Annotated in this window: 15 protein-coding genes and 3 pseudogenes; 16 read left to right on the forward strand and 2 right to left on the reverse strand. The window is 42.2% G+C overall.

Features of this window, described 5'->3' with window-relative positions; genetic code table 11:
- Positions 1-360 precede the first annotated feature (360 nt).
- The 13 genes and pseudogenes from EWV66_RS23350 to EWV66_RS23410 all read left to right on the forward strand — a co-directional run bounded on the left by EWV66_RS23350 (position 361) and on the right by EWV66_RS23410 (position 9,792).
- Positions 361-630, forward strand: a complete 270-nt coding sequence (locus EWV66_RS23350; RefSeq protein ID WP_287107830.1) for a hypothetical protein — start codon at positions 361-363, stop codon at positions 628-630.
- A gap of 610 nt (positions 631-1,240) precedes the next feature.
- Positions 1,241-1,901 (forward strand): annotated as a pseudogene (locus tag EWV66_RS23355) (IS1/IS1595 family N-terminal zinc-binding domain-containing protein).
- A 182-nt stretch (positions 1,902-2,083) separates the two neighbouring features.
- Positions 2,084-2,373: pseudogene (locus EWV66_RS23360) on the forward strand (ISNCY family transposase); the annotation flags it as partial.
- Between the two features lie 759 nt (positions 2,374-3,132).
- On the forward strand, positions 3,133-3,348 hold the full coding sequence (gvpA, locus tag EWV66_RS23365; protein ID WP_002735503.1) for a gas vesicle structural protein GvpA: 216 nt from the start codon (positions 3,133-3,135) through the stop codon (positions 3,346-3,348).
- Between the two features lie 372 nt (positions 3,349-3,720).
- Positions 3,721-3,936 carry a gas vesicle structural protein GvpA gene (gene gvpA, locus EWV66_RS23370; protein WP_002735503.1) on the forward strand — a complete coding sequence of 72 codons (216 nt, stop codon included), beginning with the start codon at positions 3,721-3,723 and terminating at the stop codon, positions 3,934-3,936.
- A gap of 382 nt (positions 3,937-4,318) precedes the next feature.
- Entirely contained in the window at positions 4,319-4,534 is a 216-nt protein-coding gene (gvpA, locus tag EWV66_RS23375) for a gas vesicle structural protein GvpA (RefSeq protein WP_002735503.1), read from the forward strand.
- Positions 4,535-4,801: 267 nt separating this feature from the next.
- Complete coding sequence (gvpC, locus tag EWV66_RS23380) at positions 4,802-5,341, forward strand: gas vesicle protein GvpC (protein WP_052277529.1); 540 nt, start codon at positions 4,802-4,804, stop codon at positions 5,339-5,341.
- A gap of 696 nt (positions 5,342-6,037) precedes the next feature.
- Positions 6,038-7,078, forward strand: coding sequence for a gas vesicle protein GvpN (gene gvpN, locus EWV66_RS23385; RefSeq protein WP_072925181.1), 1,041 nt, complete (start codon positions 6,038-6,040; stop codon positions 7,076-7,078).
- Between the two features lie 29 nt (positions 7,079-7,107).
- Positions 7,108-7,518, forward strand: coding sequence for a gas vesicle protein (locus tag EWV66_RS23390; protein ID WP_072925191.1), 411 nt, complete (start codon positions 7,108-7,110; stop codon positions 7,516-7,518).
- Positions 7,475-7,783: a hypothetical protein gene (locus tag EWV66_RS23395; RefSeq protein ID WP_052277531.1), complete on the forward strand. Its 309-nt coding sequence runs from the start codon at positions 7,475-7,477 to the stop codon at positions 7,781-7,783. Before EWV66_RS23390 ends, EWV66_RS23395 begins: the two co-directional genes overlap by 44 nt.
- A 510-nt stretch (positions 7,784-8,293) precedes the next feature.
- Positions 8,294-8,767, forward strand: coding sequence for a gas vesicle protein K (locus EWV66_RS23400; RefSeq protein ID WP_002786502.1), 474 nt, complete (start codon positions 8,294-8,296; stop codon positions 8,765-8,767).
- 15 nt (positions 8,768-8,782) lie between these two features.
- The gene (gene gvpF / locus EWV66_RS23405; RefSeq protein WP_002786504.1) at positions 8,783-9,517 is read left to right on the forward strand and encodes a gas vesicle protein GvpF; all 735 of its coding nucleotides are present in this window, start codon (positions 8,783-8,785) and stop codon (positions 9,515-9,517) included.
- A 14-nt stretch (positions 9,518-9,531) separates the two neighbouring features.
- The gene (locus tag EWV66_RS23410; protein WP_287107831.1) at positions 9,532-9,792 is read left to right on the forward strand and encodes a gas vesicle protein GvpG; all 261 of its coding nucleotides are present in this window, start codon (positions 9,532-9,534) and stop codon (positions 9,790-9,792) included.
- Between the two features lie 123 nt (positions 9,793-9,915).
- Here the strand turns inward: EWV66_RS23410 and EWV66_RS23415 are convergent, their stop codons facing one another.
- Entirely contained in the window at positions 9,916-10,248 is a 333-nt protein-coding gene (locus EWV66_RS23415) for a gas vesicle protein (protein WP_002758520.1), read from the reverse strand.
- A 92-nt stretch (positions 10,249-10,340) separates the two neighbouring features.
- Here EWV66_RS23415 and EWV66_RS23420 point away from each other — a divergent pair, with 92 nt between their 5' ends.
- The 3 genes from EWV66_RS23420 to EWV66_RS23430 all read left to right on the forward strand — a co-directional run bounded on the left by EWV66_RS23420 (position 10,341) and on the right by EWV66_RS23430 (position 14,866).
- Positions 10,341-11,024, forward strand: coding sequence for a GvpL/GvpF family gas vesicle protein (locus EWV66_RS23420; RefSeq protein ID WP_002758519.1), 684 nt, complete (start codon positions 10,341-10,343; stop codon positions 11,022-11,024).
- Positions 11,025-11,036: 12 nt separating this feature from the next.
- On the forward strand, positions 11,037-12,938 hold the full coding sequence (locus tag EWV66_RS23425; RefSeq protein ID WP_287107832.1) for an ArsA family ATPase: 1,902 nt from the start codon (positions 11,037-11,039) through the stop codon (positions 12,936-12,938).
- Positions 12,939-13,021: 83 nt separating this feature from the next.
- Complete coding sequence (locus EWV66_RS23430) at positions 13,022-14,866, forward strand: AAA family ATPase (RefSeq protein ID WP_287107833.1); 1,845 nt, start codon at positions 13,022-13,024, stop codon at positions 14,864-14,866.
- A gap of 209 nt (positions 14,867-15,075) precedes the next feature.
- On the opposite strand, the pseudogene EWV66_RS23435 reads toward EWV66_RS23430, so the two are convergent.
- A pseudogene (locus EWV66_RS23435) lies at positions 15,076-15,168 on the reverse strand (IS1 family transposase); the annotation flags it as partial.

Raw genomic sequence — 15,168 nt, forward strand, 5'->3', positions numbered from 1 at the left:
TAACTAAAGTGTATATTTTACCTACAATAGGTTAGGATCAAATTAAACAACATCATCGAAAATTTTGGGCTGAAACCCCGCCATTTCAGGTTGGCTTTAATTTAAATACTAGCGCATTTACACGATATGTTCTAGAGTGGTACTGCCAGTAAAAATATTTTGGCCGCAGAGCTTGCGGTGTCAGTCTGTAGAGCCACTATGCAAACCTAGACAAAATGCAGCAGTTAAGATAGCCAAGAAACCTTGCCACTGAAGGCAAGGGCCTAGATCGTAACTTGACGAGAGGTCAGCGCTCGGTAGTGCGCGGATTGTGTTATGATTCTGGGCAAGCCATCAAGGGATTTGAAAAGGAGTAACACCATGAGTCTATCTTCAGAAGCCTATCGCCAAGCCCTCGTGCGGGATGGAGAACGGCGCTATCAGGAATGGCACCAAAATTATCACAACCACTGCCGTCAATCAAGGGCTGAATACCAAGCTCGTTCTGCCCAACAACGTCCAACAAAGCCTTGGATTTCCTCGGAAGCCTACCGCCAATTTTTAGTCAAAGATGGGGAACGGCGCTTTGCGGAATGGCATGGCCAGTTTTTAGACTATCAAAGACAATTTCTGGCCCGTCAATCCACCTAAACGGATGTCAACAAATCCGCATTACAGCAATCTCTGAAAATAGTGGCCAGAGTCCCCGAAAAAATAGCTAATACCAATTTTCAATAGTCCTGGCAGGCATTCTACCACCCCCCCCTTGCCCACCCGAATTCGGGTAGGCAAGGGGGGGTATCGCATCTCAAAAGCTATTGACAATCGGCTAATTTTGTGATACGTGTGGGCATTTCAAGTGATACCAGTCAATCAAAATAGTTACGAAATCTTAACATTTAGTCGATTTTTGTTTAACAGTTGAGATGAGAAATTCTACTCAAGTATGCCTGGATCGCCCTCTGGGTAAGCAAATCACACGAGGTTCATTTTGTCAAGGGTTGTTAAGATGTGTTTACCTTACCATGTTGCTTATTCGGTATGAACTGTGTAATATACTTATTACTCTCGGCTCGCAGATCACTATAGATGGTGTTTTGACAACGGATAAAACCTACCCGAAGTCGAATTAGTTCAACTTACGCCAGTACAGGCAGTGGGTGGCTTAATCCAAAAACACCATATGTGGAAAATGAGCGAACCGTCAGTTTATCAATAAAAATAATTGGCTCAAATCAATCCTTAAACCTCTAGCTTGATCATGACTTTTCTGATAAGTATCTCTTTATGGCTCGTGGAGGGCCTGCTCAAATATCAGCCTAGCACGGAGCAAAATCCCCCCACTGGTTTGCCTGTATTTACTTGTCCTAGTTGTGGTTCTCACCATACTATTAAGAACGGTTATATTCCTAAGGGGAAACCCAAACGTCACTGTCAAGAATGTGGTCAACCGTTTGTGATCAATCCCACTAATAAAACTATCTCTCCCGATACCAAGACAATTAATCGATCAACTCTTGCTCGAACGAATTTCCTGACGAGGAATTGCCAGAGTAACAGGGGTAAATTGGTCATGTTTACAAAATTATGTCAACAATAGACTAGCGGCTGTACCCCGTCAAGTAAAGGTTTCGGACAAACCAAAAGGTAAATTGCTCATAGAATGTGATGAGATGTGCCCTTTTGTTTTTTCTAAGACGATAAAGGTCTATATTTGGCGGTTAATTGATAGAAAGACAAGGGAACTTATTGGTGGTCATTTAGGATATAGGAGCCGCCAATCAGCTAAAAAACCTTGGCCAAGTTTACCCAGTGTTTACCGACAATGTGCTGTTACTTACACTCATTTTTGGGAGTCCTATAAGACAGTAATTCCGAGTAAACGTCATCGAGAGGTAGAGCCAAGAAACTGGTCAAAGTAATCCCCTTGGAAGACTTAATAATACCTTTCGACCAAGGATTTCTCTGCTGGTGAGAGAGAGCCTATCTTTCTCTAAAAAAATGGAGAATCACCTTGGGGAGTCCTTTGGTATTTTATCCATGACTACAATCCACAGCAAAGCAAAGCATTAAGGCTCCATCACCACTACCGAATCACCACCCAGAAAAATCAAAAGGCAAATTAGTCATAGAGTGTGATGAAATGTAGTCATTGGTTTTTTTTAAGACGATAAAGGTTTATATTTGGCGGTTAATTGATAGAAAGACAGGGGAAATTATTGGCGGCTATGCGCGGAGATAGGAGTCGCCAATCAGCCAAAAAACTTTGGGGCCAGTTTACCCGGTGTTTACCGACAATGTGCTGTTACTTACACTCATTTTTGGGAGTCCTATAAGACAGTAATTCCGAGTAAACGTCATCGAGAGGTAGAGCCAAGAAACTGGTCAAACTAATCCCATTGTAAAGACTTAATAATACCTTTCGACCAAGGATTTCTCTGTTGGTGAGAGAGAGTCTATCTTTCTCTAAAAAAATGGAGAATCACTTTGGCGCTGCTTGGTAAGTACCTAGGCAAAATTATTTACACATGACGATCATTGCCCCGTAAGGGTTTTAGCTCGATCGGGCAGGTAATTAATTTTGCATGACTACTTATTTTATCCATGACAACAATGCACAGCAAGGCAAAGGGCTCTTCTGGTTTCTGTGTGGAAACTAGGTCTATACTGATAGAATATCCGCAAAATAGTCCTAAAAGTCTTTCCCAGTAAACATTTCACGATTCCATAAGCAAAAATTATCACACAAACTCCATCAATACTACAGAACCACAACCAGAAATTTTTGTCAAGTAAAAATTGTACCAAATTTATAAGATCACATTTTATTCTCTTTTCAACTTCAATCTAATTCAATCTAAAAATCGAGAAAAAAGCAAAACCGTCCATCGTACCATAAAAAAATTATCCAATAGGTCGAATGTATCGGACTTATCTGAGAAATCCCTACACACTTCTTAACGAAAAAAATGAGAAATCCCTACACACTTCTTAACGAAAAAAATCTCACTTAGGTATTGACAACGACAAAACAAGGGTGTTATCTTTAAAATTGCGGAAGTGATGAAGGCAGAAAAACAAAATGGATTTCTGAATCCTCCATGATTTCAGCACTGTACACCTTCTATGAAAACAACAAAAAGGTCTATTACCATGGCAGTTGAAAAAACTAACTCTTCCTCTAGCTTGGCTGAAGTTATTGATCGTATCCTTGACAAAGGTATCGTTATTGATGCCTGGGCTCGCGTATCTCTGGTGGGCATCGAATTATTAGCGATTGAAGCTCGTGTAGTTATCGCTTCGGTTGAAACCTACCTCAAATATGCTGAAGCCGTTGGTCTGACTCAATCTGCGGCGGTTCCTGCTTAAGGATTGCTCCCAGATTCTCCCATCTGCTCAGTGAAAACCCTACAGGGTTTTGCAGATTCTTAGCTTTTCTTTGATCCCTATTGAGTTTAGTTACCCCTCTCTTGGGGCGCAATAGTCTATAAATGATCAGGTTGACACGGCAACGGGTAGCGAAAACAAAGCTAGACCCATACAAATTATTTTTGTAAACGTGATTTTGTCCTTTGTAGCTAGGTTTACCCCCTATCACCAGATTATGAGACTCACTATTTTTCGGAATAGAAAGTCATTTTTGGAGTGGAAGCTGCGCCCCTGAGATGCGGTAGCTCGATAGATAAATTTTGGGATCAGCACTGTACACTTTCTATACAACTAACAAAAAGGTCTATTACCATGGCAGTCGAAAAAACCAACTCTTCCTCTAGCTTAGCTGAAGTTATTGATCGTATCCTTGACAAAGGTATCGTTATTGATGCCTGGGCTCGCGTATCTCTGGTGGGCATCGAATTATTAGCGATTGAAGCTCGTGTAGTCATCGCTTCGGTTGAAACCTACCTCAAATATGCTGAAGCAGTTGGTCTGACCCAATCTGCGGCGGTTCCTGCTTAAGGATTGCTCCCAGATTCTCCCATCTGCTCAGTTAAAACCCGACCGGGTGTTGCAGGTTCTTGGGTTTTCTTTAATCTCTATTGAGTTCAGTTACCCCTCTCTTGGGGCGCAATAGTCTATGTTAATAGGGTTGGCACGGCAACGGATAGCTAGAACAAAGCTAGACTCAGACAAATTATTTTTGTGACCGTGATTTTGACCCTTGTAGCTAGGTTTACCGCCTATCGCCAGAATGTGAGCCTCTCTATTTTTCGCAATAGCGCAATGGAAGGCCATTCTTTAGGTAGTGAGGCCACGCCCCTTGAGATGAGGTAGCTCCCTATCTCAACTTTGGGATCAGCACTGTACACTCTCTATACAACTAACAAAAAGGTCTATTACCATGGCAGTCGAAAAAACCAACTCTTCCTCTAGCTTAGCTGAAGTTATTGATCGCATCCTTGACAAAGGTATCGTTATTGATGCCTGGGCTCGCGTCTCTTTGGTAGGAATCGAATTATTAGCGATTGAAGCTCGTGTAGTCATCGCTTCGGTTGAAACCTACCTCAAATATGCTGAAGCCGTTGGTCTGACTCAATCTGCGGCGGTTCCTGCTTAAGGATTGCTCACAGATTCTCCTATCTGCTCAGTTAAAACCTTACCAGGTTTTCTAGATTCTCGGCTTTTCTTTAATCCCTATTGAGTTTAGTTACCCCTCTCTTGGGGCGCAATAGTCTATAATTGATAGGGTAGTTCGCTATCTCGACTTTGGGATGATCAGAAAAGTCGGAATCTACTGTCTCTCCCCCCAGTCCCCGTCAAGGTTTTTCTAACGGGTGATTGGGTCTAATCCATTCCATAGTATTTAGTAATTGAGGACAACCCCATGCCTGCTCTCATGGAAAAGTTCCGCCAGGAGCGTTTATCGATTGCTGGAGAAGTAGCTAAACTCTCGCAAGAAGTCCAAGCTTTTTTGTTGGATGTCAAAACTGAAAGACAAAAACAAGCGCAAGAACAGGCAACTGCTTTGCGCCAATCTTTCCAAAAAGTTCAACAAGAAAGCCTTGCGTTTTTAACAGCTACCCAAAAACAGCGTTTAGCTCAGGCGGAAAAGCAAAAAGAGGATTTACGTCAATTTCAAGAACAACGTTTAGCTGAAGCGAAACGGCTAGAGAACGACTTACGTCAACAGCGTCTAGATCGAGCCAAACAGCTGAGAGATGATTTAAGTCAATTCCAAGAACAACGTTTAGCGGCAGCGAAGCAGCTAGAGGACGAATTACGTCAACTTCATCTAGATCGAGCCAAACAGGTGAAAGATGATTTAAGTCAATTCCAAGAACGACGTTTAGCGGAAGCGAAACAGCTAAAAGACGATTTGCGTCAATTTCGTCAAGAGTTGTCTATCTACGTTTTTGGCAAATAAATCTCTAGGTTAATTCCAACCCACTTAAGCCTAGGGCTAGAGTAAAAACCCTCTAGTCCCTTTTCCTGACTAAACTAGAGGACTATCTGAAGGTACAACAATAAGCCTTTGGTTTTAAACCTACCATGCTGATCCTGCTTTTCTAGGTTTCTAGACTTAACGTAGGGGTGGTGAGTTCCTGTAGGGGCGACCCTAGGGTTCTGGTAGATTAAGAAGTGTTATAAAACTTCACTTACTTTATAGTTAATGTTGTCATTAGTAGTCTTTTGTTGACAAAGGAGGTAAGGGAAAAGGACTGCATCTGGGCTTGTCATTGTTCAAGTCTGGAAAAGTAGTCTAGACAAGAATTTTAGCTCCTTAGCCCCTTGACTAATGAATATCCTAAAAATACCTTCAGAATCAAGTTTCTAGAGCTAATTGATGACAGTTCCTACTCTTTTGGGATATTATAGAGGTGGGCCTTAAAAGCCAAAGACGATTAACCCTGCCGTCAAATTCGGGCAACACAAGCGTCCTTGCCTACTCGGTTATGAAGGGAAACCTGAACGGGCAATTGTTAGCTCAAGAATACCCGTCCGCTTTTGGTGAAGCGTCAACCCCATTGACGCGACCATCCTAAAAAGGTGGCGTGGTGAGGAATCACCGTCCGTTTACGGCGGTGAGGATGTCAACAATGGTATTTACTAGATTTCAACTATGACATTTACTGAAACTCAAACAAGAAGATCCGTCCTCTGCCTTCGCCCTGGTCAATTTGTTGTTACGCCTTCGATTGATCAAGTTGCCACTCGCGCCTTACGTTATCTAAACGCTGGTTTTTCCATCCATCTATGTGGTCCAGCAGGAACGGGAAAAACCACCTTGGCAATGCACTTGGCCAATTGTTTAGCCAGACCTGTGATGCTAATCTTTGGCGATGATGACTTTACCAGTTCCGATTTAATTGGTAGTCAGTCTGGCTACACCCATAAAAAACTGATGGATAACTATATCCACAGCGTTCTCAAAGTTGAAGACGAGCTAAAACACAATTGGGTGGATTCTCGCTTAACAATGGCCTGTCGCGAGGGGTTTACCCTAGTTTATGATGAGTTCAATCGTTCTCGACCTGAGGTCAACAACGTTTTACTCTCTGCCTTGGAAGAAAAAATTCTCACCCTGCCGCCCACTAGCCATCAACCCGATTACCTACAAGTCAATTCTCAGTTTCGGGCAATTTTCACCTCCAACCCAGAAGAATACTGTGGGGTTCATGCCACCCAAGATGCTTTAATGGATCGGTTGGTAACTATCAATATGCCTGAACCAGACCAACTAACTCAGACAGAAATTCTTGCTCAAAAAACGGGGATTGGTCGAGAAGATGCTTTATTTATTGTCAACCTCGTCAAAACCTTTCGTGTGAAAACTGCGACTGAAAAAACGTCGGGTTTGCGCTCTTGTTTAATGATTGCTAAAGTCTGCGCCTCTCACGATATTGCGGCCAACTCCGCTGACTCGGACTTCCGTGATATCTGCGCCGATGTTCTTTTGTCACGCACAAATTTATCTGTTGATAAGTCAAGAGCGATTTTATGGGAAATCCTCGAGGACAATCCGTTAGAATCCTTATCCTTTCTAGAGGAAGAGGAGCCTTCCGATGCCCAAGCGTCAACTCCTGAGCCTTCGACAGGAAATCAATCGTTAAAAGCCATTCAATCTTTACTGCGAGGCAACTTGCCCCAGCGAAAAGACTAATTTTATACTCTTATTGAGTGAAACCAACCGTGACTTCTTCCACTTTTGCTGGCTCGCTCAAAAACCAGTCAAACAACTCCCTAAAAACAGCAACTCAAGGTTCGAGTTTAGCGGATATACTCGAACGAGTTTTAGATAAAGGAATTGTGATTGCCGGCGATATTTCCGTTTCGATTGCCTCCACTGAACTGATCAATATCCGCATTCGTTTGTTAATTGCCTCTGTTGATAAAGCCAGGGAAATGGGAATCAACTGGTGGGAAGGAGACCCCTACCTCCATAGCCAATCCCAAGCTTTACTAGCAGAAAATCGGGAACTTTCACTCCGACTGCAAACCCTAGAAACTGAGCTTGAAACCTTAAAATCCTTAACCCAATTGACTGCAATAGAGAGCCATGATACCAGTCCGAACGATGAAGCACATCCCTCAGATGCGTGAAATTCCTCACTTGAATCCTCAAAGGTTAGGAAATTTACACGAGACGATTGCCCCCCTTGATAAAGCAAGGGAAACGGCGATTAACGGCTTGCCAGGTTATCCCTACCTCCCTAGCCAATGCCAAGCTTTATTCGCAGAAAACCTGGAACTTTCACGGCGACTTCAAGCCTTAAAATCCTTAGCCAAATTAAGTGCAATCGAGAGCCGTGATCCCAGTCCGAACGATCAGTCACATTCTTTATATACATTGAAATTCCTCAATTGAATCCTCAAACGGTAAAGAAGTTTACCGAAAAATTGGGTTTAAAGCCTCGCCCTTTTAGGGCGACTTGATCTGATGTATGATATTAAGAATAGGGATCTGGGTAAGCAACCGCTTAAAAAACCCAGTCATCGCCGGATAAACGCACCTTGAAAACTAGAGTTATGGGGTTCTATAGGGGAATGCTCCTATAGGTAAAAGCTCTCAGCGTCAAGTACCAGAGAAACCAATTATTTTAGAGGTTTTGAACTGTATCGTAGGGTCCCCCGAGAACAGGCTTCTGTAAGGTCGCAAAAGTCTGAGGAGAGAACCACCTCTGGGTTGGATTTCGCCAAGAATCTAATTCAAGTGGACTCGTTAAGCCAGAAATTCTCAGCAGTGATGCTACAAGAATCCACTTCCGTTTACGGCGTGGGGTATGTCAAATCATTATTTTCCCTCAGATAAAATTTCTTGGCCAAGCTCCCCACTAGAGACTCACCGTCAAAAACTGCTCATTTACCAATTCCAACCATGACACTTGCTTGCACACCTTACGATTCTGATAATCAAGCCTTGCTGACCCGTCCAGAAAGTAATAGCCAAGCTGGTTTAGCCCCTTTACTGTTAACTGTCGTGGAACTGGTACGCCAATTGCTGGAAGCCCAAATCATTCGCCGGATGGAAAAAGGGGTTCTCAGTGAGTCTGATTTAGATAGAGCCGCAGAAAGTATCCAAAAATTGCAAGAACAAGTTCTCCATTTGTGTGAAATTTTTGAGGTTGAGCCAGAAGAGTTAAATGTCCACCTAGGAGAGTTTGGCACTCTTTTACCGGAAGCGGGGAGTTATTATCCTGGAAAGGAGGGTATTAAGCCCTCTGTGTTAGAATTAGTGGATAGACTCCTCAATACAGGAGTTGTTGTGGAAGGAAATGTTGATCTGGGTCTAGCTCAACTAGATTTAATTCATCTAAAGCTTCGTTTGGTTTTAACTTCTCAGCCGGTTTAATTTGGGAGAATACTGATGACAGTGGGTCTTTATTTGTATGGAATCTTTCCGGAACCAATTCCTGACGGACTCGTTTTGCAGGGGATTGATAATGAGCCGGTTCACAGTGAGATGATTGATGGTTTTAGTTTTCTCTACTCCGCTGCTCATAAAGAGAAGTATTTGGCATCCCGTCGCTATTTAATTTGCCATGAAAAAGTATTAGAAACTGTCATGGAAGCAGGGTTTACAACGTTGTTGCCCCTGCGGTTTGGCTTAGTTATCAAAACCTGGGAATCCGTCACCGAACAACTAATTACTCCCTATAAAACCCAACTGAAAGAATTATTTGCTAAACTGTCAGGACAACGAGAGGTTAGCATTAAGATTTTTTGGGATAATCAGTGGGAATTACAAGCGGCTTTGGAGTCTAATCCGAAGTTAAAGCAAGAACGGGATGCGATGATGGGGAAAAACTTAAATATGGAAGAAATTATTCATATAGGTCAACTCATTGAAGCCACTGTATTGCAACGGAAACAAGACATTATTCAAGTCTTTAGAGACCAATTAAATCATCGCGCCCAAGAGGTGATTGAAAGCGATCCGATGACGGATGACATGATTTACAATGCAGCTTATTTAATTCCCTGGGAGCAAGAGCCAGAATTTAGCCAAAACGTTGAAGCGATCGATCAGCAGTTTGGTGATCGCCTAAGAATTCGCTATAACAATTTAACTGCACCCTATACCTTTGCCCAACTTATCTAAGGAGAGTATTAGTTATGTTTCTCGATATTTTACTTCTTCCTGTTACCGGTCCTATTGGGGGTCTGATCTGGATTGGGGAGAAGATTCAAGAGCGTGCAGATATAGAATATGATGAGGCGGAAAATTTGCACAAATTGTTATTATCCTTACAACTATCTTACGATATGGGCAACATTTCTGAGGAGGAGTTTGAAATTCAGGAAGAAGAACTTTTATTAAAAATTCAAACCTTAGAAGAAGAAGAGGCAGAAAACGAATCTGAATCTTCTCTCTAAACTTGCAATCTTTCCCACCACATAGATCATGAACAAAATCACAAATTGTAAGCTTAGTAAGGGCGGATTTGACAAGCTCAAGAACTCGTTGAAGCTTGGTCAGAACTAGCCCTTGGTTAAGCCTTAATATTCTAGGTAAAAAGTTTGGAAATTACTGGAATTATTAGAGGAGTGAGCAACAGTTTTGGGGGAATCAGGTTTTTTAGCTACACTAGGAGGGTTGGCTGTACGCAAATTTTGAATACTTTGTTCTGTAGTCTCAATTTGCTCTGTCACAAACGTGAGACGATTTTTTAATTGCTGAATCTGCCGCTCCATCATTTCTAATTTTTCTTGGATACGTTGTTTTTCAGTAATTAACTTATAAAGCTCAAGTTGGTGATCTGCTTCAGATTGTTTCCGAGGCATGGTGCTAATTTTAGATCTAATTGGTCTGGGTGGACGAGTGGTTGTCATAACAATCCCTGAATAACTTAGAATATTCTAGCATATCAACGCCCCAATATAAAAACTTGTAAAAAATCGTCAATTTTCTTTTGGTAAACCCTATGAAATTGTACAATCTATATACTTACGCTTTTTTGAAAACCCCCATAGAAAGCCTAAAATTACCCGTTGGAATGGCTAACCCATTGTTACTGATAACTGGTGGAGAGCTATCGGCCGTAGTCGAACCCGAAGTTGGTTTAGACACTTTACAAAATGATGATGAACGCTTGATTCAATCGGTTTTATGTCATGATCGAGTCATCTGTGAATTATTTCAACAAACCACTATTTTACCCTTACGTTTTGGCACATCTTTTTTAGAGACAGAAAATTTACTGACTCATCTTTGTTCTCATGGCCAAGAATATCAAGAAAAAATTGAAGAACTTGAGGGAAAAGGAGAATATCTTTTAAAATGTATTCCCCGTAAGCCAGAGGAGCCTGTACTCTCTTCTGAAAGCAAGGGCAGACAATATTTTTTAGCCAAAAAACAGCTTTATGAAGCCCAACAAGATTTTTATACTTTGCAAGGTTCAGAATGGCAAAATCTCGTGAATTTAATCACCCAAAGCTATCCATCAACGAGGATTATTACTGCTCCGGGGACAGAATCACGAATTTATCTTTTAGTTAATCTTCAAGAAGAACCTTTACTAATCGAGCAAGTCTTGCATTGGCAGAAAGCCTGCCCCCGTTGGGAATTACAATTAGGACAAGTTTCTCCCCCCTATCACTTTACTTAACTTGATTTCTCTATGACTAACTTTAACTTGGTAAATAACTCTCTAAGTCGTTATGACACTCGACATTTAGTTATGTTTAGTGGCAAAGGAGGAGTGGGAAAAACTACCCTTTCCTGTGGATTTGCTCGCCGTTGGGCTAAATTATTTCCCGAGGAACAAATCCTATTAATCTCAACCGATCCTGCTCACTCTTTAGGGGATGTATTGCAAACAGAAGTTAGCGATGAAGCATCACCAGTAAAAGACTTACCCAACTTAAAAGTTAGGGCATTAGATGCGGAAAAATTGCTCTTAGAATTTAAAGAAAAATACGGAAAATTTTTAGAACTTTTAGTAGAACGGGGCAGTTTTGTTGAAGGAGAAGATTTAACTCCTGTTTGGGATTTAGACTGGCCAGGTTTAGATGAAATTATGGGTCTATTAGAAATTCAACGATTACTTATTGACAATGTTGTAGATCGAATTGTTGTTGATATGGCTCCCTCTGGTCATACCTTGAATTTATTGGGAATTAAAGACTTTTTAGAGATTATTTTAAATTCTTTAGAGTTGTTTCAAGAAAAACATCGTGTTATTTCGCAAACTTTTTCAAAAACCTACAATGCCGATGATGTGGATGACTTTTTAGTCAAAACACAAGCAGAATTAACCGAAGGCAAACGAATCCTACAAGATCGGGATTTTACCCTTTGTTTAATTGTGGCAATTGCCGAACCGATGAGTTTATTAGAAACCGAACGATTACTCAATAGTTTGCATCACTTAAATATTCCCTGCGGCAGCTTATTCATTAATCGCATTCTCACGGATCCTAATCAAAATTTAGATCGCTATAGTGAGCAACAGCAACTCCTCGATAAATTCCTAAAAATTCCAGGTCAAGAGACAATTTTTACCCTGCCTCAACAAGCAAAAGAACCCCTAGGAGGTGAAGCATTAGATCAGATCATGAGTCAAATTAAAATCCTCGAACAAGTAGAATTTATTGCGCCGCCTCCTATTCAATGGCCGCAAAAAATTCTGCCGAGTTTTAGTGATTTTATTGACGACAAACGCCAACTCATTATCATTGGTGGCAAGGGGGGGGTGGGAAAAACCACCGTTGCTGCGGCTATTGGTTGGGCGTTAGCTAATCGTCATCCCGATCAAAAAATTAGAATTATTTCTATTGATCCAGCGCATTCTTTGGGAGATGCCTTTGGGACAAAGTTAGGACATCAATCCACACAATTAACTGCTAATTTAAGTGGTCAAGAAGTTGATGCTAATATCATTTTAGAAAAATTTCGGGATGATTATTTATGGGAACTGGCAGAAATGATTAGTGGTGAAGGTAGCGAAGAAGGAAACATCAAACTAGCTTATACTCCGGAAGCTTGGCGACAAATTGTAGCTCAATCTCTGCCTGGAATTGATGAAATGTTGTCCCTAGTAAAAGTAATGGAGTTATTAGACCAGAAACAACAAGATTTGATTATTTTAGATACAGCCCCTACCGGTCATCTCCTGCGATTTTTGGAAATGCCAACGGCTTTAGGAGATTGGTTAAGTTGGATTTTTAAGCTTTGGATGAAGTATCAAAATGTCTTAGGGCGTGTAGATTTAATGGGACGATTACGAACCTTAAGACAACAAGTGATGTCTGCCCAGAAAAAACTAAAAGACCCCCAACATACAGAATTTATTGGAGTTTTGCAAGCCCAAGATGCTATCGTTGCCGAACAACTGCGATTGACAGCATCTTTGAAAAAAATGGGAGTCTATCAACGTTATGTCGTGCAGAATCGTTATCATGCTAATGAGGAAATTGATCGGGATTTATTCCCAGATCAAACTTTGATCCGCTTACCCAGTTTACCCCGGTCAGTAGAACCTCTAGCCCGGGTAAAAGGCGCGGCAGATCTGTTATTTTAAAGGTAATTAGTCTGATCAAGTCGGACTTCTTAACCCCATCTATCACCCAGTCCCCATCTTTCACTTGACTCAGGAGAAATTTTATGGCAGAATTATTCAAAGGCTTCGAGCAATTAGTCGAACTGGCTAAAATCTTGGAAGAGAAACTGGAAAAAGGGGAAATTAAAACCGAAATGCAATTTAATTCCCGTCCCTTGAGTAATATTCCCCGTTCTGGCGGTATTCCCCGTTCAGGGGGAGTTTCTCGTCAGAGCAATTCTGGCGGGGATGATTTTGAGGTCAATTGCAATCGCTCATCCCCCACCGATTCAGGGGTTGAAGACACTGTGACACCGCCCGAAGGACCGACCACGTCTTCCCTGAAAGATGTTGGTGGCTTGACGGAAGTGATTAAAGAACTCAAGGAACTAATTGCCATTCCCCTGAAACGCCCTGACTTGTTGGCCAAGTTAGGACTTGAACCCACTCGCGGCGTTCTCTTAGTCGGACCCCCTGGAACCGGTAAAACCCTGACCGCCCGTGCTTTGGCCGAAGAACTCGGTGTTAACTATATTGCCTTAGTCGGACCAGAGGTGATCAGCAAATATTATGGGGAGGCTGAACAAAAACTGCGGGGAATTTTTGAGAAAGCCGGTAAGAATGCGCCTTGTATCGTTTTTATTGACGAAATTGATAGCATGGCACCCGATCGCAGTAAAGTTGAAGGGGAAGTAGAAAAAAGACTGGTGGCCCAATTGCTGGGTTTAATGGATGGCTTTGCCCAAAGCCGAGGGGTGATTGTTCTAGCGGCGACAAACCGTCCCGACCATCTTGACCCTGCCCTCCGTCGCCCTGGACGGTTTGACCGAGAAGTCCTCTTTCGGGTGCCTGACCGCAAAGGCCGTTTAGAAATCCTGCAAATTCTCACCCGTTCCATGCCCCTAGATGAATCAGTTTCCTTAGCTCTGATTGCCGATAATGCGGTGGGATTTGTCGGGTCAGATTTAAAAGCCGTTTGCCAGAAAGCGGCCTATAGTGCTTTGCGGCGCCAGGTTCCTACGATTGACTCGCAAATTCCGGAAACAATGACGGTGGTCCAAGCCGACTTTTTGCAAGCCCTTAAAGAAGTTAAACCGGCGGTATTGCGGTCTGTGGAAGTGGAATCTCCCCATGTGGCTTGGGACAATATTGGCGGACTTGAACAGATTAAACAAACCCTACAGGAGTCCGTGGAAGGGGCATTACTCCATCCGCAATTATATACGCAAACCAAAGCCCAAGCTCCCAAAGGTATTTTACTTTGGGGTCCTCCCGGAACGGGAAAAACCTTATTGGCCAAAGCGGTTGCATCTCAGGCGCGAGCTAATTTTATTAGTATTAATGGACCTGAGCTTTTGAGTAAATGGGTGGGTGCGAGTGAACAGGCGGTGCGTGAGTTGTTTGCCAAAGCTCGTCAGGCAGCCCCTTGTGTGGTTTTTATTGATGAAATTGATACTTTAGCACCAGCAAGAGGTCGTTATAGTGGGGATTCAGGAGTGAGTGACCGGGTTGTGGGACAAATCCTCACGGAGTTAGATGGGTTGCAAACGGGGGCAACGATTTTAGTGATTGGAGCCACTAATCGCCCAGATGCGTTAGATCCAGCCTTATTGCGAGCGGGACGGTTGGATTTACAGTTAAAAGTTGATTTACCGAATGCCTCTAGTCGTTTAGCAATTCTCGGGGTTCATAATGATGAACGTCCTTTACAGGATGTGGATTTAGGCTATTGGGCCGAGGCAACCGAAGGCTGGAATGGCGCAGATTTAGCGTTATTATGTAACCAAGCGGCACTGATGGCAATTCGTCGTTATCGCCATCAGGGAATGACTGACCCGGCTGAGATTCGCATTACAACGGCTGATTTTAATCATGCTTACCAACTGTTGGTTGAACAGCGTGCCAATTGATTTTTTTTCCCCCTTGCTTTAGTAGGGGGGAGAATCTCAATTCAGGAAAACCATCCTAAAAAGTAAAATTTTCAAAAATGTCTGCAATCATGGGTCTAATACTAAATCCGGTTATTAAAAACTGATTATTTATTTCCCCTTTTGCATGAGTGCCTGTCCTGATATGTAGCCTATACTCAACGGATGGCGTTGCTGAATTAAGCTATGAATCAGTAAGGAATAGGCACTTCTTGAAACTTCAGATAATGAATTAATAAACGAATAGAGTATCCTAACATTTCTGTAGACTTAGAATAGCAGAG

This window comes from Microcystis sp. M_OC_Ca_00000000_C217Col (assembly GCF_007095585.1).
Classification (GTDB): Bacteria; Cyanobacteriota; Cyanobacteriia; order Cyanobacteriales; family Microcystaceae; genus Microcystis; species Microcystis panniformis.